This is a genomic window from Paenibacillus sp. ACRRY (genome assembly GCF_022346995.1).
GTDB lineage: Bacteria > Bacillota > Bacilli > Paenibacillales > Paenibacillaceae > Paenibacillus.
In genome coordinates this window covers 1-24,215 of sequence record NZ_JAKRNM010000019.1, presented here as the reverse complement: position 1 = coordinate 24,215, position 24,215 = coordinate 1, and the positions used below count along the sequence as shown (strand labels likewise).

Below are 24,215 nucleotides of genomic sequence, written 5' to 3'. Positions count from 1 at the left end.
AATGAACCTAAAAAACACCCGAATATTCTGGTGTTTTTTGTATGGTTGAACGACAAAAAGCCAAGTACGGCTTAAGCCGTCTTAGCTTTCTGTGTTTATTAGATTCAGATCCCGTGCTTAAGCATATGATTCAGCACTTTACTCGCTATACCGAAGCAACCTTCTTCTCATCTGTCAGCCCAAGTGCCTTGGCTGTCGTCGTATGAACCTTGCGAAGAAGATCCGGATTCTCCACCAGGGACTCGCCGTAGGAAGGAATCATTTCCTTAATCTTCGGCTCCCATGAATCCATGTGCTGCGGGAAGCATCGCTGTAGAATCTCCAGCATGACTTGCACTGCAGTGGAAGCCCCTGGTGAAGCGCCGAGTAATGCCGCTATTGAGCCATCTGCAGCAGTAACGACTTCTGTACCGAATTGAAGCGTTCCTTTGCCGCCTTGCACCGTATCCTTAATAACCTGCACACGCTGACCTGCCAGAACCATATCCCAATCTTCGCTTTTGGCACCTGGAACAAAATCACGCAGTTCCTGCATGCGCTGCTCTTTGGACAACATAAGCTGTTGAATCAGATATTTGGTCAGTGAGATCTCTTTGACCCCTGCAGCAAGCATGGTCAGAAGGTTATGTGTTTTGACTGACGTGATGAGGTCGGCATTCGAACCGGTCTTTAGGAATTTAGGTGAGAATCCGGCAAAAGGGCCGAACAGCAGCGACTTTTGATTATCAATAAATCGGGTATCCAGATGCGGAACCGACATCGGCGGAGCGCCCACCGAAGCTTTACCATACACCTTGGCATGATGCTGCTCCACGACCTCCTGATTTTTGCACACCATGAAGAGTCCGCTGACCGGGAATCCGCCGATATGTTTACCTTCCGGAATGCCGGTTTTTTGCAGCAAATGAAGGCTTCCGCCACCTGCACCGATAAAGACAAACTTGGCTGTATGGCGCTCTACTACACCGTTGCTGAGATTCTTCACCGTTAATTCCCAAGCTCCATCTTGCTTGCGTTTAATATTTTTCACACTATGTTGGTAGTGGATATCCACGTTTTGATTTTTCAGGTGATCGAGCAGCATGCGCGTTAAAGCACCAAAGTTAACATCCGTACCGGAGTCGATTTTGGTGGCTGCGATCGGTTCTTTCCCCTTGCGGCCTTTCATCATCAGAGGAATCCATTTTCGCAATTTTGCCGGGTCGTCCGAGAATTCCATACCTTCAAATAAAGGGTGGTTCGATAAGGCTTCAAAACGTCTTTTCAAAAACAGGACATTGCTCTCTCCATGCACATAACTCAAATGGGGAAGCGGCATAATGAAGTCCCGCGGATTACGAATCAGATTGCTATTGACGAGATAGGACCAAAATTGTCTGGAGACTTGAAAATGCTCATTCACCTTAATGGCTTTGCTGATATCTACAGTTCCGTCCGGTCGCTCAACGGTATAGTTCAATTCGCAAAGTGCAGAGTGGCCGGTTCCGGCATTGTTCCATTCGTTGGAGCTTTCCTCTCCTGCACTGGCGAGCTTTTCATAAACCTTAATATTCCATTCTGGTGCCAATTCCTTCAGCAAGGTTCCCAATGTTGCACTCATAATTCCGGCACCAATCAAGATAACATCTGTACTCGTTTGTCCCTGGCTCATGTCTACCGTCCTTATATCCTATATTTGCCAAAAGGATGTAAGCGTTATCGATTTGGCATTTGCAGCGAGCCCGTTCTAGACTGGCCCAAACCTCTTCTGAACGAAATTAAACCTTGGTCATAGTGTATCAATATTACGGTTAGATTGAAATATGCAATTTTAAGTTACTTGGTTTACCTGTTAGTATACTTTAGTTTCATCCTTACCGCTAACCCGCTTATAGGGGTGAAAGATTTATTTTTTCAAGATAATAGAAAACATGGCAAGCCATAACGCCACTTTAGGTCAGGTTTCTAGTTCGTATTCTCCTCATGAGGAAAAAGGAATTGAATCGGCCGCCTCTCGGCAAGGAAAAAGCCTATTCCAAAGGGTGAATTCCTGGAACAAGCTTTGTTTTACTGTGTCCTCTTAGACCAAGCGTCCGATTAGCATGTTACTCGCCAGCATGTACATGGTATCTTCCCCGGGGTACGACCAAGGGGGAGCCTGACAACGGATCTTCTACTACAGTACAGTCCAGGCCAAATATGTCTTTCACCATGGTGCTTGTAATGACGTCAGAAGGAGCACCCTCTGCGACTAGCTTCCCTTCCACCAGCGCAATGATATGATCCGCATAACGGGCTGACAGATTGATATCGTGAAGCACCATGACAATGGTTGTTCCATGCCTCCGGTTAAGGTCGGTGAGCAGATCGAGAATCTCAACCTGATAGGTAATATCCAAAAAGGTTGTTGGTTCATCCAGAAAGAGGATATCCGTCTGCTGCGCCAGAGCCATCGCAATCCAGACCCGCTGTCGTTGACCGCCTGAAAGCTCATCGATGTTATGGTTGGCAAACTCGGTAATGTCCATGATCTCCATGGCTTCTGCTACCGCTTCGTAATCCTTCTTGGTCCATCCGCTCAGCAAGGACTGGTGCGGAAACCGCCCTCTCCCCACCAAATCGGCCACGGAGATCCCTTCCGGTACAATAGGGGATTGGGGTAACAGCCCCACCACCCTGGCCAGCTGCTTGGGTGGGAATTTACTGATCGGCTTTCCATCCAGTGTAATTTTTCCCGATATAGGCTTGATCAGACGTGCCAATGTTTTAAGAAGCGTAGACTTCCCGCAGCCGTTAGCCCCAATGATGACACTGATTTGGTTGCTGGGAATCGCAAGGTCTACGCCATGAATAACGGTTTTATTGTCATAGCCAGCCACTAAGTCTTCCGCTTGGAACACATGCGTCGGTTTCATTATAATTCTCCCTTTCGATTCATTCGGATGAGCAGGTAGATCAGATAAGGTGCTCCGAGAATGCCGGTGATGATGCCGACAGGATATCTGACCTCGAACGCAAATTGCCCGATGAGATCTGCAGCCAAGACCAGGTTAACGCCAACAAGCCCCGCCGGAATGGCATTTGAGAAGCCTGACCCAGCTAGTCTCTTCGCGATAGGTCCCGAAAGGAAAGAAACAAAAGCGATCGGACCGGTAGTGGCTGTCGCGAGAGCGATCATACCTACAGAACACAAGATGAGTACCACTCTTGTCTTATCCGTAGCAACGCCAAGTGATGTAGCCGATTGTTCTCCAAGCTCCAGTAAACCAAGATGTTTGCCTAGCACAATAATAAACGGCGACAGGATCAGAACTGCTATGATTAAAGGAGGAAGCTCGTCCATCTTGGAGCCGTTGAGACTACCGCTGAGCCAGCGAAGTGCAGTTGGAATATCCTGCTGCGAACTTACCAGCAAAAGATAGGATATGACCGCATCCAGCATGGCTTGTATGCCTATTCCGACAAGGATCAATCTTCCGATCGAGAAGGTTCTTCCCTTGGATAATACATAGATCAATACCACTGTCGCTAGACCTGCAATGACCGAAGCAATGGAAACAACGGCTCCGTTTGCATGAATGACTGTGATGCAAAACACGGCTGCTGCGCTTGAACCGGAGGTTATACCGATGACATTCGGATTCGCCAAGGGGTTGCGCAGCATGGTCTGAAAGATATACCCGGCCATACCGAAGGCAAAACCGGCAAACAATCCTGCAAGCATCCTTGGTAAACGTATGGTATGGATTGCAAACGTCGCCCCCTTGATCTGCTCACCGGAAAGGACCCGGATGACATCACCAAGCGGGTAAATGGTATTTCCCAGCAAAAGCATGGCGCAGCATAGAGCGAGCGCGAGTATAGCAAGTAATGCAGTAACAACGGCCCACCGACGTCGTCTTTGACGTCTGCCCGATATGATAAATTCCATCGTATTATTTTTCATAATGAACGCACTTTCGATTTGATCGCTAAAATGATGAGAATTGGAGCTCCAATGAAGGCTGTAACCACACCGACCTCAAGCTCTCCCGGACTGCCGATGAGCCTGCCAAGTACGTCGGATATCGTCAAAATAATCGCACCTGAGATGGCCGACATCGGAATAACAAAACGCAAGTCAGAGCCGAGTATAAGCCGAATCACATGCGTCGCCAAAAGTCCGATAAAACCAATGGGACCGGCCAGTGCCGTTGTTGCACCGCACAATAGAACCGCCGCAAGTGCTGCAATCAGCCTGAGCACTCCCGTTCGAACACCCAGCCCGGTTGCTACGTCGTCACCCAGTGCCAATGCATTCAGTGCTGGAGCTGTAATAAAAGCAATGATGATACCAATGGCCAGAAATGGCACAAACGTACCGATATCGCTCCAGTTGCCTGAACCGACGCTGCCGACTTGCCAGAACCTGAATTGATCCATAACATAGGCGCGTGGAATCATGATGGCAGTCACTAGAGAAGAAAGGGCTGCCGTTATGGCCGCTCCCGCTAGCACCAGTTTGATGGGTGTAGCGCCGCCCCGCCCCATGGAACCGACAGCAAATACAAATACAGCAGTAAGCGCAGCACCGACCAAGGCCAGCCAGATATATTGGCCTGCCGAGTTTATGCCCAGAAAGGCAATGCCGAAAACAACAAACAGAGACGCCCCCGTATTCACACCCAGAATACTCGGGTCTGCGAGCGGGTTGCGCGTGACCGATTGCATCAATGCTCCGGAGACGCCCAGTGCAGCTCCGCAAAATAAACTGAACACGGTCCGGGATATTCGTTTGCGGACAATATTTGCCCCGTAGGAGTCCACATTGGAGTGAAACAAACCGTCCATCAGTTCATTCCATCTTACGAGCCGGGAACCCAGTGTGAGTGATGCCAACACGCAAACGCCGAGCAAGACGATGCAAATGAACAGCACCGTCTTGAAATGTTTAGGCATATGAAGTTTTAAAGAATGCTTTTGGGAAGTCGAAGAACTATTCATTGATCTTGTCGATCGCTGCCCCGATTAATTTCAGGTAATCATCAATAGTATACGCAATCGAAAGCGGGTTCGGTGTTCCGGCAGCCACCAGAGGTGTGTCGCTATCGATGAAGGCAACCGAGCCTCTCTCGATCGCAGGAATTTTACCCAGCAAGGAATCGGCCTGAATGGCCTTTAACAATTCATCATTACCGTATCCAATCAGCAGATCGGCATCGTTAAGAGCCTCTGCATTCTCAGCACTTAGCTCCAATGAGTAGCTTTTCGGATCCTTAATGAGTTCGGTGATACTTTCGGGATTACTCAATCCCAGTTCTTCCAAGAAAGAGACACGAGAGTCAACTGGCGTATAAATATGCAATTTGGACATATCTTGCGCAGAGAAGTTCACCCAAACAACTTTTTTGCCAGCAATCTGAGGATAAGCACTCAGTTTCTCCTTAATCATGTCTTCGGTATCTTTGATCAGCTGCTCACCTTCCGCTTCCATGCCCATGCCTTTAGCGTTAAGGTTTACTTGTTCACGCCACGTCGTTGCCCATGGAGCTGTTGGATAAGCCACAACTGGAGCAATCTCGCTTAATGTATCGTAGTCTTCTTGTGTAATACCGGAGTACGCGGCAAGAATCACATCAGGGTTAGCATCCGAAATGGCTTCAAAATCAAGACCATCTGTATCCTGGAACACGTTGGGATCTGTTACACCAAGCTCGTCCAGTTTCTCTTTGGTCCAAGGAAGCAGTCCGCTATCATCCTGAACACCGAAGTTTGCTGCTGAGAATCCAACAGGGACAACGTTAAGAGCAAGGGCAATGTCATGGTTGGCCCATTGTACGGTAACCACTCGCTCAGGCTTGCTTTCGATCACTGTCTCTCCAAGAGCATGCTTGATGGTAATTGGATATTGTGTACTTTCATCTGGAGTGACCGCTGTTTCTGTCGTTGATTCATCCGTGTTTGCCGAACTGTTCGCTGCTGGAGTTGAACCTGTTGTCGAATCGGATTGCTGTGTTGAGCAGCCCACCAGTGCCAAGATCATAATCATCGAGATGATTAGTGCTTTTAATGAAATGTTCTGTTTCCCCTTCATGTGTAGACCCTTCCTTTTCTCCATTAAATTTTTGGATATCATGATGACTATCCTGTCTTGCTGTTACTGTAACTACGGTCACGAATCATTGCGAGAACGTTTTCAATCAACCTGGGCGATTAAATGAAGCTGATGTCCCGAATTGTTGTGGCATGCATCTGCTCACCTGAAACTCAGTCTCTATGTATCGGTGTCAAACAACCTATAACAAAAGTAGAGAATGATGTTTTCGTATATTTATGCATTTATACTTATTGTGACACTGATAATGATTATCGATATCACAAATCTACATTTGTTTTAGTAGATTGTCAACAAAAAATATGGATACATACTATCGGGAGTCATGAAATAAAGGGGGACACGAATTATTAATAGGTATCTTATGTTAATAAGTAAGACGGGCAAGAGTATTAACTATTCGGACTCACAGACAAACAAAAGTAACATCAAAAAGCCACAATCAATATTAATTGAAAGTGGCTTTTCAATTTGGGTATGTCTAAGTCCCTCTGTATCGGGATTTAATCAGAAAATTGAAATGAGTTCCTTCGTATACGGATGACGTTCCTCAGCGAATAGCGCAGCCGCACCAAATCGATCGACGATTTTTCCTTCTCTCATGACGATGATACGCTGGCTCATACGGTGTACGGCAGCCAGATCATGCGATATGAACAAATATGAAAGTCCCAGTGATGTCCGTAAGTCGGTTAGCAATTGCAGCACAGCACCCTGTGATATCACATCCAGGCTGGCTGTCGGTTCGTCAAGAACGATAACGTCCGGTTCGATACCAATGGCACGTGCGATGGTTACGCGCTGACGTTGCCCCCCGCTTAACTCGTGCGGATAACGCCCCGCGAGTTCACTTGGAAGCTCAACAGCTTCAAGCAGCTGCTTCACGTAGGCGTCCTTCGATGTATAGGCGAAGTGTGACAGCTTAACATCTCTCCCGAACTGCTCATACGGGTCGATCAGTGAATCAGCAATCTTCAGCTTAGGGTTCAGTGCCGCAGCCGGATTCTGAAATACAATCTGGATCTTCCTGCGATGTGGACGCAGGCGTCGGCCGCTAAGCCGCGCAATGTCCTCTTGGCCCAGCATGATCGAGCCTGAATCAGCGTCTTCGATCCGCAGCAGACAGCGGGCGAGCGTACTCTTGCCACAGCCGCTCTCGCCAACCAGGCCAAGGCACTCCCCTCGATTTAAGGTGAAGGAGACGCCGTTTACAGCTGGATGCTCAGCGCCAGCATAGGTGCGGCTGAGATGTTCCACGCCCAGTACGGGTTGGGCAGACAACTCGGATTGACCCTTGTCCTGCTGCACAGGTGCCTCTACCGGGAATGATTCCTCTTGGTACTCCATTTCAGTTGTCTTCATTGCGTTTCTGCCTCCTTTAGACCCGATTTCAACGAGCGGCTCAGGACAGGGGCTGCTTCAATTAGTTGACGTGTATACTCATGCTGCGGATGGTCAAGAATACGGTGTTTCCCGCCCGACTCGACGATCTGTCCTTCCTTCATAACAGCTAGCCGATTGGCGTAGCGGCGCACATGACGCCAGTCATGTGTAATGAAGAGAATAGCGCAGCCAGTCTCAGCCTGCTTACGCGCTAGCAGCTCCAACACGCGGTGACCCGAGACGCTGTCGAGTGCCGTAGTTGCCTCGTCGGCAATCAGCAGCCTTGGCGATAGCATGAGCGATGTCGCGATGGAAGCACGCTGAAGCTGACCACCGCTCAACTGGAACGGATAGCGCCGAAGCAGCTCTGCGCCAAGCCCGACGGACTCCAACGCCTCGATGGCGCGTTTGTGCCGGACGGCAGAAGACTTTTCTCCATGGATTTTCTGGTATTCATCGAAATGTCCGCCAATACTTCGAAACGGCGTAAACGCCCCCTGATAATCCTGAAAAATATATGAGATGCGGCTTCCCCGCAGGGCGCGCATCTCCTTCGGTTTTTTTTCGAGCAGGTTACTGCCTTCAAACATGATTCGCCCCGATGCGTGCAGGTTAGATGGAAGCAGTTGGCCGATCGACTGCGAGAGAAGACTTTTGCCACTACCGCTCTGCCCGACCAGCGCCATGAATTCGCCTTCCCGAACGGCGAGAGAGACGCTGTCGACAATAGTACGCTCACGGCTGAAGATGCTTAATTCCTCTATGGAGAGAATCACGGCTGCACCTCCTTTTTCACGTCAAAGCGGTCTCTCAGATAGTCGCCGAGCATATTCGCAAGCAGTACTACCACTACGATGGCTAGACCAGGATAGACCATAAGCTCTGGCCTTGACTGGAAGTATGGTCTGGAGTCATTTAGCATCGCTCCCCATTCAGGTGTTGGTGGCTGAGCCCCAAGTCCGATGTAGGATAACGAGGAAATGAGCAGGATGATCTTCCCCAGATCGAGGCTTGCCAGTACGAGCACATGCCCAGCAATATGCGGGAGCAGATGCTTGGTCATAATGCGTGCGTCTGACAGTCCATTGGTCCGGGCAATACGGATGTAGTCCTTTTGCGACTCGGACAGGACGGTACTACGGACAAGGCGTGCATAGCTGACCCACTTGACGATCACGATCGCCAGCACCAAATTACCGATACCCGCCCCAAGCAGCCCACTCAGCACGATAGCAACAATCGTGTCAGGAAAGGCAAGGAAGCCATCAGCAATCCGCATAAAGAGCTTATCTATCCAACCACGCTTGTATCCTGCAATTAGGCCAAACGGAATTCCAATGAGCAGTGCCGCTCCAAGCGCCAGCAGACTATAACCGAGCGTCTGTCCGCCTCCAAGCAGCAATCTTGTCAGTACGTCTCGACCCAGATGGTCGGTGCCAAATGGATGGAGAACACTTGCACCCTGCAGCCGTCCACGCAGGTCGGTTAGTGTAGGGTCATGCTTAAGATAAACAAAGGCATACATGGAAGACCCGATGATCAGCAGCACAAATAACAGGGCAATGATCGCCTGTAGGCTGTGTTTTTTCGATTTTTTAGCGGCCAGTGGACGCAGAAGCATCGTTTTCATCGGTGGGCCTCCCTTTCCTTGAGTTTCATTTCCGGATTCAAATATCGATAGGACAGATCGACCGCCGTATTCACGAAGAATACAACGACCGCCATGATCAGAATGTAACCCTGAATCAATGGATAGTCGCGCTGGCGGATGGCATCAACGACGAGCTTGCCAATGCCCGGGTAGGCGAACAGCACCTCAATGACGACAACCCCACCAATGAGGCTGCCTAGACTGACACCAAAGACGGTTATGACTGGTGGCAGACTGTGACGGAAGGCATGCAAAAAGAAGATGCGACCTTCAGATAACCCCCTCGCCCGAGCAGACCGAACGAACTCCTGACTCAGTGAATCCAACAGGCTGGAACGCAAAAGTCGTACATAAACGCTGGAGATGGCAAGTCCCAGCGTCAGAGATGGCAAAATAAGTGATGCGAATCCGTCCCGCCCCATCGTCGGCAGACTGCCGAAGCGCACGCCGAACAGGTCGATCAGAATCAGTCCGAGCCAGAAGCTGGGCACCGCCGCGCCGACAATGGACAACAACCGGCTGCCCCGGTCGCTCCAGCTGCCACGATGCAATGCTGACAATGATCCTAGTGGGATGGCCACAGCCAGCATGACCAGCAGAGCGCCGATCGTAAGTTCCGCTGTAGCCGGAAGCGCCCTCATTAGCGTTTGCATAACCGGCTGCCCTGTCGAATACGATACACCGAAATCCAGGCGGATGAAGTCAAGCAGCCAATTGCCAAATTGAACTGGCAGTGAATCATTGAAGCCCATTTCTTCACGCATAGCCTCAACCTGTTCCTGACTGACAGATAGTTCGTCTACGTTCAGAATCGTGAGCACCGGGTCGCCGGGAGCCAGACGGATGAACAGGAAGCTCACGAACATAATGAATAGTAGAAAAATAAAAACTTCGAGAAACTTGCGAAGCAAAATGCGAAACATTACATCACATCCAGCTTATTGGTAATCATGTAATACTCACTGCGCGTTGTAACCCAGTTTTTGATCTTCTTGCCGTTGTAGGCAACGATCGTCCCCGGATGCAGGACAAATGAATTCAGCACGTTGTCGTGCACGTAATTGGCGGCCTTTTCCGCAAGCTCTGCGCGCTTCTCCGGATCGACTGTGAGGTTCAGCTCATCGATGATCGCCGTTAGCTCCGGATCCTCTGATCCACTAAAGTTGAGTGCGCCCTTCGGATGATATGTTGCATTCAGATAGTAACCAGCATCACCTCGCGGTGCTGTTAGATTACTATAGGTTGCGATATCCCAATCCCGATTGGACGCCATATAATCCTCCGGCGTGTCGATCTGGCGAATTTGCACATCGATGCCAATCTTCTTGGCGTCAGACTGGAAGACTTGGGCAATGAGCGGCAGGTCTGCGCGAGCCGAGTATGTAAGCAGCGTCAGCTGCAGTGGCTTGCCATCTTTGGTCATAACGCCGTTTTGCAGCGTGTAGCCGGCTTCCTTCAGGTAATGAACCGCAGCTTCTTCACCTGATTGTGATGCTGACTTGTCATAGGTAGGTGCGAACGGCAGAGACGGCAGAAACGGCCCGATAGCCGACTCACCATAGCCAAGCAGAATGGTATCAACGATACCCTGACGGTCAATTAATGCATCCAGTGCACGGCGTACGTTCAGGTCCTTAATACTTTCACGCTGCATGTTCATCGTCAGCTGGTGAACGCGGAACGTGGAGGTGGACTCGACCGTCATGCCATCGATTGCTTTAAGTGATTCCAGACTTTCTACTTCCGGACGGTATACGACATCGACTTGTCCGGATTGAAGTGCGAGTGTACGAGCATTGGCATCCTCGTTAAACGAGAACGTTACCGAGTCGAGCGGTGAAGCACCGTCCCAGTATTCATCATAGCGATCCAGTTCTAGCTTGCTGCCCGGAGTAAATGAAGTCAGCTTGAACGGTCCGGTGCCGATCGGCTTGTTTACGATATCCGGCTCGCTCACGTCAATAATGGCTGTATTCGGGTTAACCAGCTCGGATGCGAATTCCGGAAACGGCTGTGTAGTTGTGATCTCCAGTTTGTCGCCCTCGGCTTCAATCGTGTCGATCTTAAGTGCATTCTGAATGGCTGCACTTTCAGTCAATGCACGCTCAAGTGATGCCTTAACAGATTCACCGGTCATCGGCTTGCCGTTCTGGAATGTTACATCGTCGCGTAGATCAATGGTCCAATGCTGGCCGTCTTCACTTTCCCAGCTCTCAGCGAGCCATGGTGCAACCGTCAGATTATCTTCGTCGAGACGAACCAGCGTTTCCGTGATGCCCGCACGTAGCGGAACATAGCTGGAGTCGACATGGGGGTCAAGTGAGTTTGTGGAAAAGTTATATAGGAAGTGAACGTTTTTATCGGTGGAAGGCTGCGCAGCGGGACTCGTTTCGGAAGATCCACAGGCGCTCAACAGTCCGGCGCTCAGGACCAGGGAGGTCAGCACCAGCAGCGGCGTCTTTTTATTCAAGGTAATGCCCCTCTCTATCAATCGTTATCTTAATCGTAATAATTATTATTTAAACAATGAGTATTATCATATCGTAATGATTACGTTTTGACAAGATTAATATTATGTTGAAATGCAAAAGAAACCCGACTCTCAAAAAGAGAGCGGGTTATCTTATCTCGGTGTATTGGAACAATATTCTATTAATCTCTTTTTTGCCTGCTTTAGATTATAGCCTTAAAATTAACTTACACGTACTGTGAATTAAAACAATCATTGATTCACCCATGCTGTTAAGCCTTCATCACTAATATCAATAGGTTTTTGTTTTGACATGTAGTCAGCGTTTGCTAACGGAAACACATAGCCCCCAGCAATAATGTCTCCGTGTCGTCTTCTAACGGTTCCTCCTCTTTCAATTAATCGAATGAGGGGTTCGTACAAATCATTAAACTTCAATGCTATTTCATTTCCTGAATCAATTAAGAATACCCACTCCAAATATGCTTCACAGGTCCCTTTCATAAAACTGTTTGTCAGCTTCGCTAACTCAGGGCATTTTTCTGTTAAATCCAGATCAACGTCATGACCGATTGCATGAGAAGCTTTAAAAAAAGGGTATGGAGATTTTAAATCATAGGACGTTATTAATAAGGCTGCTCGTCTGATATATTCTTGTATTAGTGCCATATTTGACGGTACGTCAACACTGCCAGAGATGCTCCAATCTATGTTGTTAATTCTTTCTAGAGCCTCGGAAAAACGATTCATAATTACCTCCACTGTTCCAAATTCACATATGGTTTTTACGATTATTTAAAAGGATCAAAACCTTCAAAGGTTCCATACTCAGGTTGCTCTGGGGCTTTTTTATGTGCACCATCATTAGGTGGTTGATCAGTATATGTTTTCCTCTCATCTGACCATGACTCAATTCGTCTATATGGGATCCCTTCACTCATCAATTTTGCTTCAGTAAGTTCATGATCGGCTAGCTGCTTAAACCAATCCTTCTGTGCTTGAGTCAGTTCTTTCTTTTGGGCCAACTGCCATGCATATGCTATTTCATCGTCAGGCGAGAAATGCTCTTTTTTTATTAGAATGCCTCCAGCCTTCGGGATCTCATGTTTCTCCAAAAATAAATGCTTTTTTAAAGCTGTTATATCTGAAACACTCAAACCAGTATTGTTAGCAACATCCGGAACATCCTCTAAATGCATGCTCCTAATTTTATCATATGATTTCATACCGTAATCTGAAATGCTATCTTCAAAGAGAATAAGATCATCCAACTTGTCGAAGGAAGAGTTCGGCATCTCATGTTTATTGACTTTTATGACTTTATTATCATGGGTAGTAATCTCCGAATAATCATCGTAAACTTTCACTTTTTTTGCATGTTTACGAATGTCCTGTATATTATCACCAGAGATTATTTTCCTTATTGTATTCTCTGTCTCAATAGGAGACTTTCTTGATAAACCTGAAGTCTTGCCATCTATCTTACCATTTTTCGTTTTAGCAGCCTCAATATGCTGCTTAATCTTCGCCACAGCTGGGTTGGATGATGGCAAACGGAACGGACCTTTGCTGCCCGGCATACTCCCTTTAACCATCGAAACGGCCATAAAAATCTGACTAAGCTTAAGCGACGTAACCATTGTTTGAGCATATTTATCTGAGACAGGCTCGCCTGTAAACGGATGTATCCCATTCTCAAATGCCTTGATCTGGAGTGCGAAGATATCTTCACCTGGCGGCTCCATGTTCATAGGACCTTGCATGCCTTTTACATCCAAATTCCCTTTATCCTTCTCATAGGCCTGGAGAGCCGCCTGATCCGTAACGCCTTTCTCATTCACAGGAAGCCATACTCCAAATGCTGAGTTATACGCCATCCGATAACCCTTATCTTCCGGGTTTCCATTACCGATCAATCTTGTCGTCATCCCCATCGCACCAACAGCTCCGGTTGCACCTGCCAAACTTATCTGCTCCGCATCTGCTTCTTGAAAACGGGTAGCGATATCCTTCAGATCCTTGGACGTGTTGACCATACTCTCTAATGCTTTCTCCAGTATAGGCTTGGATCGCTCAAACTCATAGTAAAAACGTTCCTGCGTCGCACCCATCCACATCGCCTGGACGAACATAATCTGCCTGGTCAGATCACTCCGGATGCCCTCCAATTGTTGTCTGGCCTGATCTACCTGATTGGATACGTGATGTAGTTGTTCAGGGGTAACTTTAATTGTACTCATATGTATCTCCGCTCATTGAAATAGGATTAACCTATGTTAGCAGAAGTTTCAAGCACAATACATCCGGCTAACATCCTGATTTTACCTAATTAATAGCATAAAACCCTGCTCTCATCAGTCCTATGGTCCTATATGCATATACCCAAGTTAAGGGTTTAAAAAACAAATGACACCAATTTGGCTTGGTGCCACTTGTAAGACATTATTTATAGAAGTGTTGTTATTCCCACCTCATCAAGAAACGCCCCGCTCTAACTCCGCAAACTCAATCCTATTCCGCCCATTCTGCTTCGCCTGATACAGTGCCTTGTCTACCGCTGCAAACAGTTGGGTCAAGTACCCCTCCGGATTATCCGGTACATAATCACATTCAAAATCTTCAATAGAAAGAATCCCAACGCTGATCGTAATGGATACCTGTCCAACCTCATGATTCACCACCATACGGTTGGACTCCACGGACAGCCTCACGCGTTCTGCAATTTTTTGAGCTAACTGGCGTTCCGTGTGCGGAAGGTAGATCATGAACTCCTCTCCGCCATATCGCGTTAGGATATCGGTGCCTCGAATGGACTGTTTCACAGCTTGAGCTGTGCGGTACAGCACTTCGTCACCGATGACATGTCCATAGCGATCATTGATTGCCTTGAAGTAATCAATATCCAGGAGAAGGAGTGAAAACGGCGTCTTATAATGAACATTCGTAATGACCTCATGCGTCAGCTGCTGGGTCAGATAACGGCGATTGTAGCAGTGAGTCAGACTATCCGTAAGCGCTAGTTCCTCCAGTTTGAGATTAGCCTCGGATAACTCCTGCCGAATGCGATCCAGCGCATGATTGCGTTCCTGAAGCATTTCATTCTGTCGATTCATTTCTTTTGCATAGTAGCGCTCTTGCGACACATCCTGAAACGTCAGAAGATGACCAAGAGACATCTGATAATGATCAACGATTGGAGATGTCTGGAGGATAAAATGACGCTCCATATTACGCTCCTCCACAATAATCTCAATCTGAGACAGGGTATTTTCCTTTTCCCTATACTGATCCAGAAACGGCCCACTGCTGCCCTCTACACGAACCGATCCCAGAAATGCCTCCATATCAAAACAATCCCCAACATGCAGATCCATAAAGGATCTAGATGCCTTGTTTGCTTCAATAATGGTCTCATTCTCATCCAAAACCAGGATGCCATAGGGAATCGTATTAATCACATCCTCATGAGCAATGGAAACCAGATCGAAGACATTGTACCGCTTAATAACATAGACAAAAAATAAATCCGACAGAAAAATCCCCAGCGACGTCAGTCCGGGAATGATGAACGGTATCCATGCTCGCAGAACCACATTTAGGAGGGCATCAATTGCCGCAAAAACGGCCAGGACGAATATGCCCCACAGCGTGATTTTCACCTGTTTTTTAATCGTTGGTGATTTATCGGAGGCGCGAAGTGCCCCGAACAAAATAAAGAGGGAAGCTACAAAGTAGCTCACCAAAACAATCATGACCACCCAAAACCATGGGCCATATGCCCGCTCGACATACCCACCCTCCAGTGGGGTTACAAACCAACTGGCTGGATTGATAATCACACCTATGGCTGCAATAATAGCCGGTACGAACAACAGCATAACTCTTTTTGTCCCTAATCGATCCGCATAACCGGTAATGAAGATCGTCAACAGCAACCAACCACTTCCAAGTAGGGAGACGGCGACGAAAGACAGGGTCACATAAAATAACTGCCAGCCCGGGTTATCCGACAACACGATCGCAAATTGACAGAAGGGCCAGAGCATCATCAACCCATGAAATAGAAAGTAAACCTTATGTAAGTTCGTGATTCTAGCGGTAGCAAAAACATAAACGTATACACCAAACAACAGGACGAATAAAAAGAGATCATACCATACCAATGGGTTCACAAATCTTCTCCTTCTTGGTTGCGACTACTACGATTTCATTGAACTAGGCTGTTTTCGTAAAACTAAGTAATACTAGATTCAGACTATAAAATGCTTTCTCTCACTAAAGTTTTGGTTAAATTAACCATATCTTATCACACACCCCTATGGGTGAGTAGGCCATACACTGGAAATACAGCCAAGCTCTGCTTTATTTATGCGTCTATTTTGCTGATTTGTGAGTGTTTTTGAACGTTTAACTATTGAAAAAAGAACAAACTCCCGCCCGTTGCCGAGCGGTCTTTCTGACATGCCTACTCTTTCGCCAGCGGCAGGTTATCCGAGAAAAGATCCGGATTGGCCCTCAGCATCTCTGTAATAACTCCCTCTACTTTGGCCGCATCACATACTCGTACAATAGCGTCTCCAAGCTTTCCTTGACGCATTGCTCCTTGGCGCTGTAATACCTCATCCACTTTCCAAAAATGCTCCGACCACGACAACCCACAATGTCTGCGGGAAGGTACTGAAATCTCTGTTCCATCTGGCAATACGGTGTAGAGCTGCTCGTGCTCATCTGTTAAACGCCCCGGAATGTCCACCCACTCCTCTACGCCATGGATAAACGTGTTTCGTTTCAAGTCAACACCAACAAGGAGAATGGTAGCTTTACGATCAAGCAGCTTGCCCCAAGCTGAGCCTCTTGCACATGGTGTGTCATATAGGTGATCGTCCTTCGTGAATGCCACCCCATCTGGGCCGAATGCTGCAACCGAGTGAGTCGGATGCCATGAACGTACTACGCCTGGCCGTTTTCGAAATAGCTCAGGTAGAATCCCGACGCAGCATGGTGATGATTCCACGTGGAACATTGGATTACTCGCATTGATGGTGGACCAGGTGTGGGTTGGCAAAACCAGCAGTCCATCCTTCATATAATCTGTAAAAGCATCCAGTACGGTATCCGCCCTACCTTCGACCTCACCCATACTTTTCATGGAAGAGTGAACAAGCAACGTACCTCGTCCGTCAATGCCAAGCTCTTGAAGCTGATCAAGCAAGCTTTGTTGAGTATGCATAATGAATCGATAACCTCCTTTGGGCTATTATAGCAAAATGAAGGAAACTCTAAGTTGCGCAGCGGTGTGCTCCTCCTGAGACTGCACTACAGACTGTGACTTCTCTGCCAACCACATTACAGCATGACAAAGGGCCGAGGGAATCCCCTCGGCCGCTAGGCAATCATGGATATGAGTCGAATCACGATAAAAATTATCTTATGTTTATTTAATGACTACGTATTCCAGGTTAACCAGCTTCGCGTACGTTACGATCTGATCTGTTGTCAGGTTCAAGGAAACAACGGTGTGGTGACCGCCGCCATTTTCGATCCAGGCTTTAACCCCATCCTGGAAGTTTGGCTTCACGTTCCACAGTACACGTGCCACGGGCAGATTCGGTGCTGGTACAGTTGGCTCGAATGCAGAAACTTCATTGATCAACAGTTTATAATGCGTGCCGAAGTCAGCCATGGATACGACAACGCCCTCGCCTGCTTTGCCATCGAATACCAGACGTGCAGGATCTTCGCGATCGCCAATACCCAGTGGAGACACAATGATTCTCGGTTTGGTGCTGGCGAGAGTAGGATCTACTTCAAGCATGTGAGATTGAAGGATAGCTTCCTGTCCAGCAGCCATTTCGTATGTGTAATCTTCCATGAAGCCCGTATTCTCGTTATGGCTCATGACTTTCAGCAAGCGATCAAGTGCAGCTGTTTTCCAGTCACCTTCTCCAGCAAAACCATATCCTTGAGCCATAAGGCGTTGCACAGCCAGACCCGGAAGCTGCTTCATGCCATGCAGATCTTCGAAGTTGGTAGTGAATGCACTGTATCCTCCGTCGTCGAGGAAACGTTTGATCGCAATTTCATAACTGGCTTGCACACGAACACTGGCTTCCCAAGCTTCCTTGCTGTTTGTACCATAATCGAATTCATACAGCTCCGCGTATTGGCCGATCAGGTCATCAATTTCCTGCTCTGTCACATTATTCACAACTTGTACAAGGTCACCGATGCCGAAGTAGTCGACCGTCCACCCGAATTGAATCTGTGCCTCCACTTTATCCCCTTCAGTTACACCCACGTTGCGCATGTTGTCGCCAAAACGGGCTACTTTGATGTTGAAGCTTTCGTTATAGGCAACCGCCACGTCCATCCAATCGGCAACCTGCTGCTGCACTTCTGGACGCTCCCAGTAACCAACGACAATTTTGTTTTGTTTTCTCAGACGGGCATTGATGAAACCATATTCACGGTCACCGTGTGCTGCCTGGTTCAGGTTCATGAAGTCCATATCGATGGTGGCCCAAGGAATGCTCTCATTGTATTGCGTAGCCAGATGAAGCAGTGGTTTTTGCAGCAATTTTGTGCCACGAATCCACATTTTCGCTGGAGAGAAGGTATGCATCCAAGTAATAACACCCGCTACTTCGTCGCGGTAGTTGACTTCCTTCATGATGCTTGTGATTTTATCCGCGCTTACCGCCAGATCCTGCAATACGAGCGGGTATGGCAGAACGCCGCTTGCATTCAGGGCATCCGTAATCTTCTGTGCATTGGCTTTGACCTCGCCCAATGCTTCTTCACCATAGAGATGCTGCGAACCAACGACAAACCAAAATTCCTTTGCTGCTGTTGCTGACATGTAATCATCCTCATTTCATTTTTTTATAGTTCAACATATGGGTTTACACTTATCACTCTGATTGCAGTACCATCTTCCGATCGCTGGTTATCCCTGGATTTTTTTATTCCCTTTTTTAAGGGAAAATCCTGTGATAAACGCGAGGTATATCCTTCCGAAGTAGCTTTCTTACAGAAAGCTTTTAGCTTCGCTTCTTCAGATTGGTTCTGCACTCTCCGTTATCGTGTAAAAGTTTTATACAACTTCTTTGGTAGTAGTAACAAACAACTTATTCGATTGAAATATTATCAACCGATCGCTACATAACCACATTACTTCTGTCCGTAATACGCGTCTTTTCCGTGTTTCCGCAGATAGTGTTTATCCAGAATGCCTTGCGGCAGTTCTTTGGCGAAGTTGTTTAGTTGCCGCGCATACAGGTTCATTTTGCATACTTCCTCCAGCACAACACTGTTCACCACAGCCGCCTTTGCATCTTTCCCCCAGGTAAACGGTGCATGACCATGGAGCAGCACGGCCGGAACGGCCATAACATCAATCCCACGCTGTTCAAACGTTTCAATAATGACGCGTCCTGTCTCCGCTTCGTACCCACGATCAACCTCGTTCTGGTTCAGGAAACGTGCACAAGGTACCGCACCATAGAATGTATCCGCATGTGTTGTTCCCATAACAGGTACATCCAGTCCAGCTTGCGCCCAGATGGTCGCCCATGTGGAGTGCGTATGCACAATCCCGCCAATTTCAGAGTAATGCTTATATAAAACGGCGTGAGTTGCTGTATCCGAGGATGGTCTCATCTCGCCCTCGACCACATTGCCATCCAGATCGACAACGACCATGTCGCTTGGCTTCATGGCATCGTAGCTGACGCCGCTCGGTTTGATCACGAACAGTCCACTATCCCGATCAATGGCACTGACGTTACCCCAAGTGAACTTCACAAGACCATGCTTCGGCAGCTCCAGATTCGCCTCATAAACCTCTTGTTTCAGTTGCTCTAACATCTTAGTCCCTCCCGTTCTCTACCAGATGATCAACGGCCGCCTGCTCAATGGCCAGACCCTTCCGGTAGCGTTCGATAAATGATTCAAATCCTTTGACATCCGATGGATTCGGTGCTACTTCCTCTCCAGCGACATCACTGAATACCTTTTGCTCCAGGAACACATCCAGACTCTCCTGCTCATCCTTATTGATCATGTACGAAGCGAGAAGCGCCATGCCCCATGCTCCGCCTTCCCCCGCTGTGGACATGACGGATACAGGCACATTCATCGCGGCTGCAACAATCCGCTGTCCAACGACTGGCGTTTTGAACAAGCCACCATGAGCCAAGATGCCGTCGATAGCGACATGTTCTTTTTCCGTCAAAATATCCATCCCGATCTTCAGTGCACCGAAGGCTGTGAACAGATGGGTACGCATGAAGTTGGCCAGGTTAAACCGGCTTTCAGGTGAACGAACGAACAACGGACGGCCCTTATCGATCCCCGTAATGTTCTCGCCAGAATAGTATCCGTAGCTCAGCAGGCCGCCGCCATCCGGGTCCGCTTCAAGTGCTTTGTTAAACAAGACACTGAAGAGCTTGCCACTATCGGCCTCGTATCCCATGGCCTCAGAGAATTCCCGGAACAATCCAATCCATGCATTGATGTCGCTGGAGCAGTTGTTGGCATGAACCATACCCACCGGGCTGCCGTCCGGCGTTGTGACCATATCGATCTCGGGATACACTTTGGACAGCTCATTTTCCAGGACGATCATGGCAAAGACGGATGTACCGACAGAGATATTACCCGTGCGTTTTTTTACGCTGTTCGTCGCGACCATGCCTGTTCCGGCATCACCTTCCGGCGGACATAGCGGAATGCCTGCTTGCAAGTCTCCTGCAGGGTCGAGCAGCTTGGCTCCAGCATCCGTTAACGTACCTGCATGCTCTCCAGCGAGATGTACCTTGGGAAGAAGCTCTTCCAATGTCCATGAGTAACCTCGGCCTGCGATCAGTTCGTCGAACTGCTTGATCATGGTTGGATGATAGTTATGTGTAGACTCATCGATTGGGAAAATGCCTGAAGCATCACCAATTCCAATTGCTTTATTGCCGGTTAACAACCAGTGGATATATCCAGCCAGCGTGGTCAGGGCATCAATACGAGGCAGATGCTCCTCATCGTTCAATATGGCCTGATACAAGTGTGCGATGCTCCAGCGTTCCGGGATGTTGAACTGAAGGAGATCTGTTAACTCCTTCGCTGCCACTCCGGTCGTCGCATTACGCCACGTCCGGAACGGTACCAGCAGTTCACCCGTACGATCCAGTGCAACATATCCGTGCATCATGGCGGAGAACCCAATGGAGCCGATGGTTTGCAGCGTGATGCCGTACTTCTGTTCCACATCCTGCTTCATCTCGCGATACGCGGTTTGCATGCCTGCAATAATATCCTCTTGGTTGTACGTCCAATATCCGTCTTTCAAGAGATTCTCCCACTCATAACTTCCCGATGCGATGGTGTCGAAACGTTCGTTAATCAATACGGCCTTGATCCGCGTCGATCCGAATTCGATGCCGAGTGAAGTGGCTCCCTTCGCAATCGCCTCTCTCGTCTCCTCATGACTCATAACCATGGTTGTCCCCTCTCTAGATCGCCGTTTTACATCCCAAGGCTGGTAATTACGTTAAAGAGCCAAAGCTGCAACGGCATAAGATGAATTTATGAATTCGTATAAAATGTCTACTACTGTTGCGATCACTTCTGGTGAATGAACAGCAGCAAACCTTATTTAAGAAGGCGCTTTCCTTTTCTGACAGCCTTAGTATAATTTTTGTACGTACATCTGTCAATAATATATAATATTTATACTTACAAAGAACATAAAATTAGTGTTTAGCATGTCTTTTCCTGCTCGCTTAAGGGTATGCTGTAGTGTACAGTTTCATGTAATTAAACCAGAATTGTACGGTTTATTTCGAGAAATATGCGGTTTTATTTTCATTAGACTAGAATCATGCTAAAATATGTACGTACAACTATTTGAACCATAACGTTTCTATAGATGAGTAATGATGAAAGAAGTGGATTGCGTGAAGCCAAAATATCAAGTCATTATTGATGATATAAAGAGTCATATCCTTTCGGGTACATATAACGTGGGCGAACAGATCCCAACAGAGTCTGCTCTGCAGGAGAGCTACAATGTGAGCCGCCAGACGGTACGGAAGGCCATTTTGGAGCTGTCGAACGAAGGTTTTTTGAGAAGCGAGAAGGGATCTGGCACCTATGTCAGCAACCAATACCGCTCGAGATCCGGCGGAACAACGATGAAGAAAACGATTGGTGTCATCACGACGTACATCTCTGATTACATCTTCCCCTCGATCATTCGCGGCATTGAAAGCCGACTGAACGAAGATAATTATTCACTGCTGTTAGCCAGCACCAATAACGATGTCGCCCAGGAGAAAAAAGCGCTGGAGATGATGCTTTCCTACGGGGTCGATGGCCTGATTGTGGAGCCGACCAAGAGCAATCTGTACAATCCCAACATTGCGTACTACCTGTCATTTAAGGAGCAGGATGTACCGTTTACGATGATCAATGCCTTTTACGAAGAGCTGGAGGTTCCCTTCTTCTGTCTGGATGACGTACAGTCCAGCTATCTTGCCACCCGAGAATTGATTGCCAAAGGGCATACTCAGATTGGGCTTATTGCGAAAATGGATGATTTGCAAGGAAAGTACCGGATGAAGGGGTATATCAAAGCATTGGGCGAAGCCAAATTACGGTTCCATCCCGAGCAGGTGCTCTCTTTCGATACAGCCTCAAAACCGGATCTGTCCGCTAATCTGGAAACGTTTCTGAACGATAATAGGGAAGCTCTAACCGCCATCGTGTGTTATAACGACGAGGTGGGGCTGGAAGTGGTGCATGCCTGCCGAAGACTGGACATATCCATTCCGGATGAGTTATCCATTATTGGACAGGACAACTCGTATATCGCCAAGAACGCCAACATTAGACTTACCACGCTAACCCATCCCCAAGAGCAAATGGGCCGTGACGCTGCCGATTGGGTCATTAAGAAACTGCAAGGCAAGAAGGATCTGCCCACCGACACCTATTACCAGCCTGTCCTGGTCGAGGGTGAGACGGTGAAGGAGATTGAAATGGAGTAAGGGACGAATTGGTGTATCCCATACCGCTCACTCATAAATATTCGTTCCTTAACCACTAGATATAGGTGGCACTCAAGGATTTTACAAATGCACAAAAAGGCCGTCGAATTCATCGACAGCCTTTTTCGCTTATAAGTTCTCGCTTTATTACTACTATATCTTGTTTAAATTCTTAATTATCAAAGAACTGCTCTTTATCGTTTCCGGTAATAGTTATATCGGTATTCAAACTGTTGGATACAAGTTTAAATTGACTCTCATTTACTTGCTCAGCTGTGACAGAAACTGAGGCAGACTGCAATTGATTATTTAGATAGGTTACCAGGTTACTCATGTCGGTAAATTTTTGACGCAATACAATAGACGCCTGATTCACACCATCACTGACAACAAACGTGCGATTTTTGGTACTATCTTCGTCTGTGCCGGTCCAATGATTATTTTGAAAGAAAAATGACCAGTCGTTCCCACCTAGTGTTATAGCAGCCGAGGATCCAGTCTTAAATGTAGATATAAAGAATGTGTCTTCAAATCCGGATCCATAAACTGTCCGATCCCCCAAATTAATTCCATGTGCATTGCAGTAGTCCTGAATGAAACTATCGATAGCCGATCCAACTACCTGCCCGGTAGAGAAACCATTCAAAGGAATATCCCAGGTCAGGTCAACAGGTATTGTAATATTCCCATCACTGATTGTGAAATGTTTAGGGTTAGTTTTGAAATCTGTTGAGGTGATTTTGTTACTTTCTTCCCTAGCTGAAGTCGCATAGACATTGGTAAAATCGAAATTTGCAATTTCTTTACTGAGGATAGACTTAGGTTCAGCAACCTCAGCATGAACAGTAATATTAAATTGCTTAGTAACCGCCTTAATTCCTGAGGTAATGTTGGCTATGAGCACGATGTCGGTATCAGTTGTTAAACCAGCGCGGTTAATGTTACCATTCAAAACATCAATAATAGATGACTGCGTTGGATCTTTTAATGACCAAGTAACATTAGCTCCATCCTGATAGTTTGGCAATAAAACTGAAACATCGACTCCACTATACGTTACTTTCAAATTCTCTATAGCTAATGCAATTACTTGCCAATCAGCAATTGCTGCCTCTGCATCCGTCAAACGGGTGATATCTCCTACCAGCGCTTTTTGAGTCGCAGTGAGTGCCTCATACTTTGTTCGCGCTGCTTCCACCGCTGCTTTGTCTGTCAGCACTACTTCCTCTTTTACAGGTAAGCCTTCAATTGCTGCCTTCACCAGATTGGCCGCTTCCAGATCCGCTGCGGCTTGGGCTTCCAATTCAGCAATTGCTGCCTCTGCATCCGTCAAACGGGTGATATCTCCTACCAGCGCTTTTTGAGTTGCAGTGAGTGCCTCATACTTTGTTCGCGCTGCTTCCACCGCTGTTTTGTCAGCAAGCTCTACTTCTGCTTTTACAGGTAGGCCTTCAATTGCTGCCTTCACTAGATTGGCGGCTTCCAGATCCGCTGCGGCTTGGGCTTCCAATTCAGCAATTGCTGCCTCTGCATCCGTCAAACGGGTGATATCTCCTACCAGCGCTTTTTGAGTTGCAGTGAGTGCCTCATACTTTGTTC

19 protein-coding genes are annotated in these 24,215 nt (G+C 47.5%); 1 reads left to right on the top strand and 18 read right to left on the bottom strand.

The features are described from left to right. Positions 1-145 precede the first annotated feature (145 nt). The 17 genes from MH144_RS29335 to MH144_RS29255 form a co-directional block, all read right to left on the bottom strand. Positions 146-1,651, bottom strand: a complete 1,506-nt coding sequence (locus MH144_RS29335) for a malate:quinone oxidoreductase (protein WP_239305673.1) — start codon at positions 1,649-1,651, stop codon at positions 146-148. Positions 1,652-2,084: 433 nt separating this feature from the next. After that, positions 2,085-2,894 carry an ABC transporter ATP-binding protein gene (locus tag MH144_RS29330; RefSeq protein ID WP_239305672.1) on the bottom strand — a complete coding sequence of 270 codons (810 nt, stop codon included), beginning with the start codon at positions 2,892-2,894 and terminating at the stop codon, positions 2,085-2,087. Further along, positions 2,894-3,925 carry a FecCD family ABC transporter permease gene (locus tag MH144_RS29325; protein ID WP_239305671.1) on the bottom strand — a complete coding sequence of 344 codons (1,032 nt, stop codon included), beginning with the start codon at positions 3,923-3,925 and terminating at the stop codon, positions 2,894-2,896. Before MH144_RS29325 ends, MH144_RS29330 begins: the two co-directional genes overlap by 1 nt. Beyond that, complete coding sequence (locus tag MH144_RS29320) at positions 3,922-4,962, bottom strand: FecCD family ABC transporter permease (RefSeq protein ID WP_239305670.1); 1,041 nt, start codon at positions 4,960-4,962, stop codon at positions 3,922-3,924. Before MH144_RS29320 ends, MH144_RS29325 begins: the two co-directional genes overlap by 4 nt. Further along, on the bottom strand, positions 4,955-6,052 hold the full coding sequence (locus tag MH144_RS29315) for an iron-siderophore ABC transporter substrate-binding protein (RefSeq protein WP_239305669.1): 1,098 nt from the start codon (positions 6,050-6,052) through the stop codon (positions 4,955-4,957). The genes MH144_RS29320 and MH144_RS29315 overlap by 8 nt, the downstream gene beginning before the upstream one ends. Positions 6,053-6,580: 528 nt before the next feature. Continuing rightward, entirely contained in the window at positions 6,581-7,435 is an 855-nt protein-coding gene (locus tag MH144_RS29310) for an ABC transporter ATP-binding protein (RefSeq protein WP_239305668.1), read from the bottom strand. Then, positions 7,432-8,232, bottom strand: coding sequence for an ABC transporter ATP-binding protein (locus MH144_RS29305; RefSeq protein WP_239305667.1), 801 nt, complete (start codon positions 8,230-8,232; stop codon positions 7,432-7,434). The genes MH144_RS29310 and MH144_RS29305 overlap by 4 nt, the downstream gene beginning before the upstream one ends. After that, a complete protein-coding gene (nikC, locus tag MH144_RS29300; RefSeq protein ID WP_239305666.1) occupies positions 8,229-9,086 on the bottom strand; it encodes a nickel transporter permease in 858 nt (285 codons plus the stop codon). Before nikC ends, MH144_RS29305 begins: the two co-directional genes overlap by 4 nt. Continuing rightward, positions 9,083-10,030 carry a nickel ABC transporter permease gene (gene nikB / locus MH144_RS29295; RefSeq protein ID WP_239305665.1) on the bottom strand — a complete coding sequence of 316 codons (948 nt, stop codon included), beginning with the start codon at positions 10,028-10,030 and terminating at the stop codon, positions 9,083-9,085. The genes nikC and nikB overlap by 4 nt, the downstream gene beginning before the upstream one ends. After that, positions 10,030-11,577, bottom strand: a complete 1,548-nt coding sequence (gene nikA, locus MH144_RS29290) for a nickel ABC transporter substrate-binding protein (protein WP_239305664.1) — start codon at positions 11,575-11,577, stop codon at positions 10,030-10,032. Before nikA ends, nikB begins: the two co-directional genes overlap by 1 nt. Before the next feature lie 252 nt (positions 11,578-11,829). After that, positions 11,830-12,327 carry a hypothetical protein gene (locus tag MH144_RS29285; RefSeq protein ID WP_239305663.1) on the bottom strand — a complete coding sequence of 166 codons (498 nt, stop codon included), beginning with the start codon at positions 12,325-12,327 and terminating at the stop codon, positions 11,830-11,832. 41 nt (positions 12,328-12,368) lie between these two features. Continuing rightward, positions 12,369-13,817, bottom strand: coding sequence for a WXG100 family type VII secretion target (locus tag MH144_RS29280; protein WP_239305662.1), 1,449 nt, complete (start codon positions 13,815-13,817; stop codon positions 12,369-12,371). 234 nt (positions 13,818-14,051) lie between these two features. After that, positions 14,052-15,749 carry a histidine kinase N-terminal 7TM domain-containing diguanylate cyclase gene (locus tag MH144_RS29275; RefSeq protein WP_239305661.1) on the bottom strand — a complete coding sequence of 566 codons (1,698 nt, stop codon included), beginning with the start codon at positions 15,747-15,749 and terminating at the stop codon, positions 14,052-14,054. A 293-nt stretch (positions 15,750-16,042) separates the two neighbouring features. After that, complete coding sequence (locus MH144_RS29270; protein WP_239305660.1) at positions 16,043-16,807, bottom strand: AAC(3) family N-acetyltransferase; 765 nt, start codon at positions 16,805-16,807, stop codon at positions 16,043-16,045. 204 nt (positions 16,808-17,011) lie between these two features. After that, positions 17,012-18,436, bottom strand: a complete 1,425-nt coding sequence (gene araA, locus MH144_RS29265; protein WP_239305659.1) for an L-arabinose isomerase — start codon at positions 18,434-18,436, stop codon at positions 17,012-17,014. Positions 18,437-18,747: 311 nt separating this feature from the next. Further along, entirely contained in the window at positions 18,748-19,443 is a 696-nt protein-coding gene (locus tag MH144_RS29260) for an L-ribulose-5-phosphate 4-epimerase (RefSeq protein ID WP_095290617.1), read from the bottom strand. 1 nt (position 19,444) lies between these two features. Further along, positions 19,445-21,061 carry a xylulokinase gene (locus MH144_RS29255; RefSeq protein WP_239305658.1) on the bottom strand — a complete coding sequence of 539 codons (1,617 nt, stop codon included), beginning with the start codon at positions 21,059-21,061 and terminating at the stop codon, positions 19,445-19,447. A 463-nt stretch (positions 21,062-21,524) separates the two neighbouring features. Here MH144_RS29255 and MH144_RS29250 point away from each other — a divergent pair, with 463 nt between their 5' ends. Beyond that, positions 21,525-22,616: a GntR family transcriptional regulator gene (locus MH144_RS29250; protein ID WP_239305701.1), complete on the top strand. Its 1,092-nt coding sequence runs from the start codon at positions 21,525-21,527 to the stop codon at positions 22,614-22,616. Positions 22,617-22,788: 172 nt separating this feature from the next. Here the strand turns inward: MH144_RS29250 and MH144_RS29245 are convergent. After that, on the bottom strand, positions 22,789-24,215 hold a 1,427-nt coding region (locus MH144_RS29245; protein WP_481857409.1), incomplete at its 5' end, for a hypothetical protein.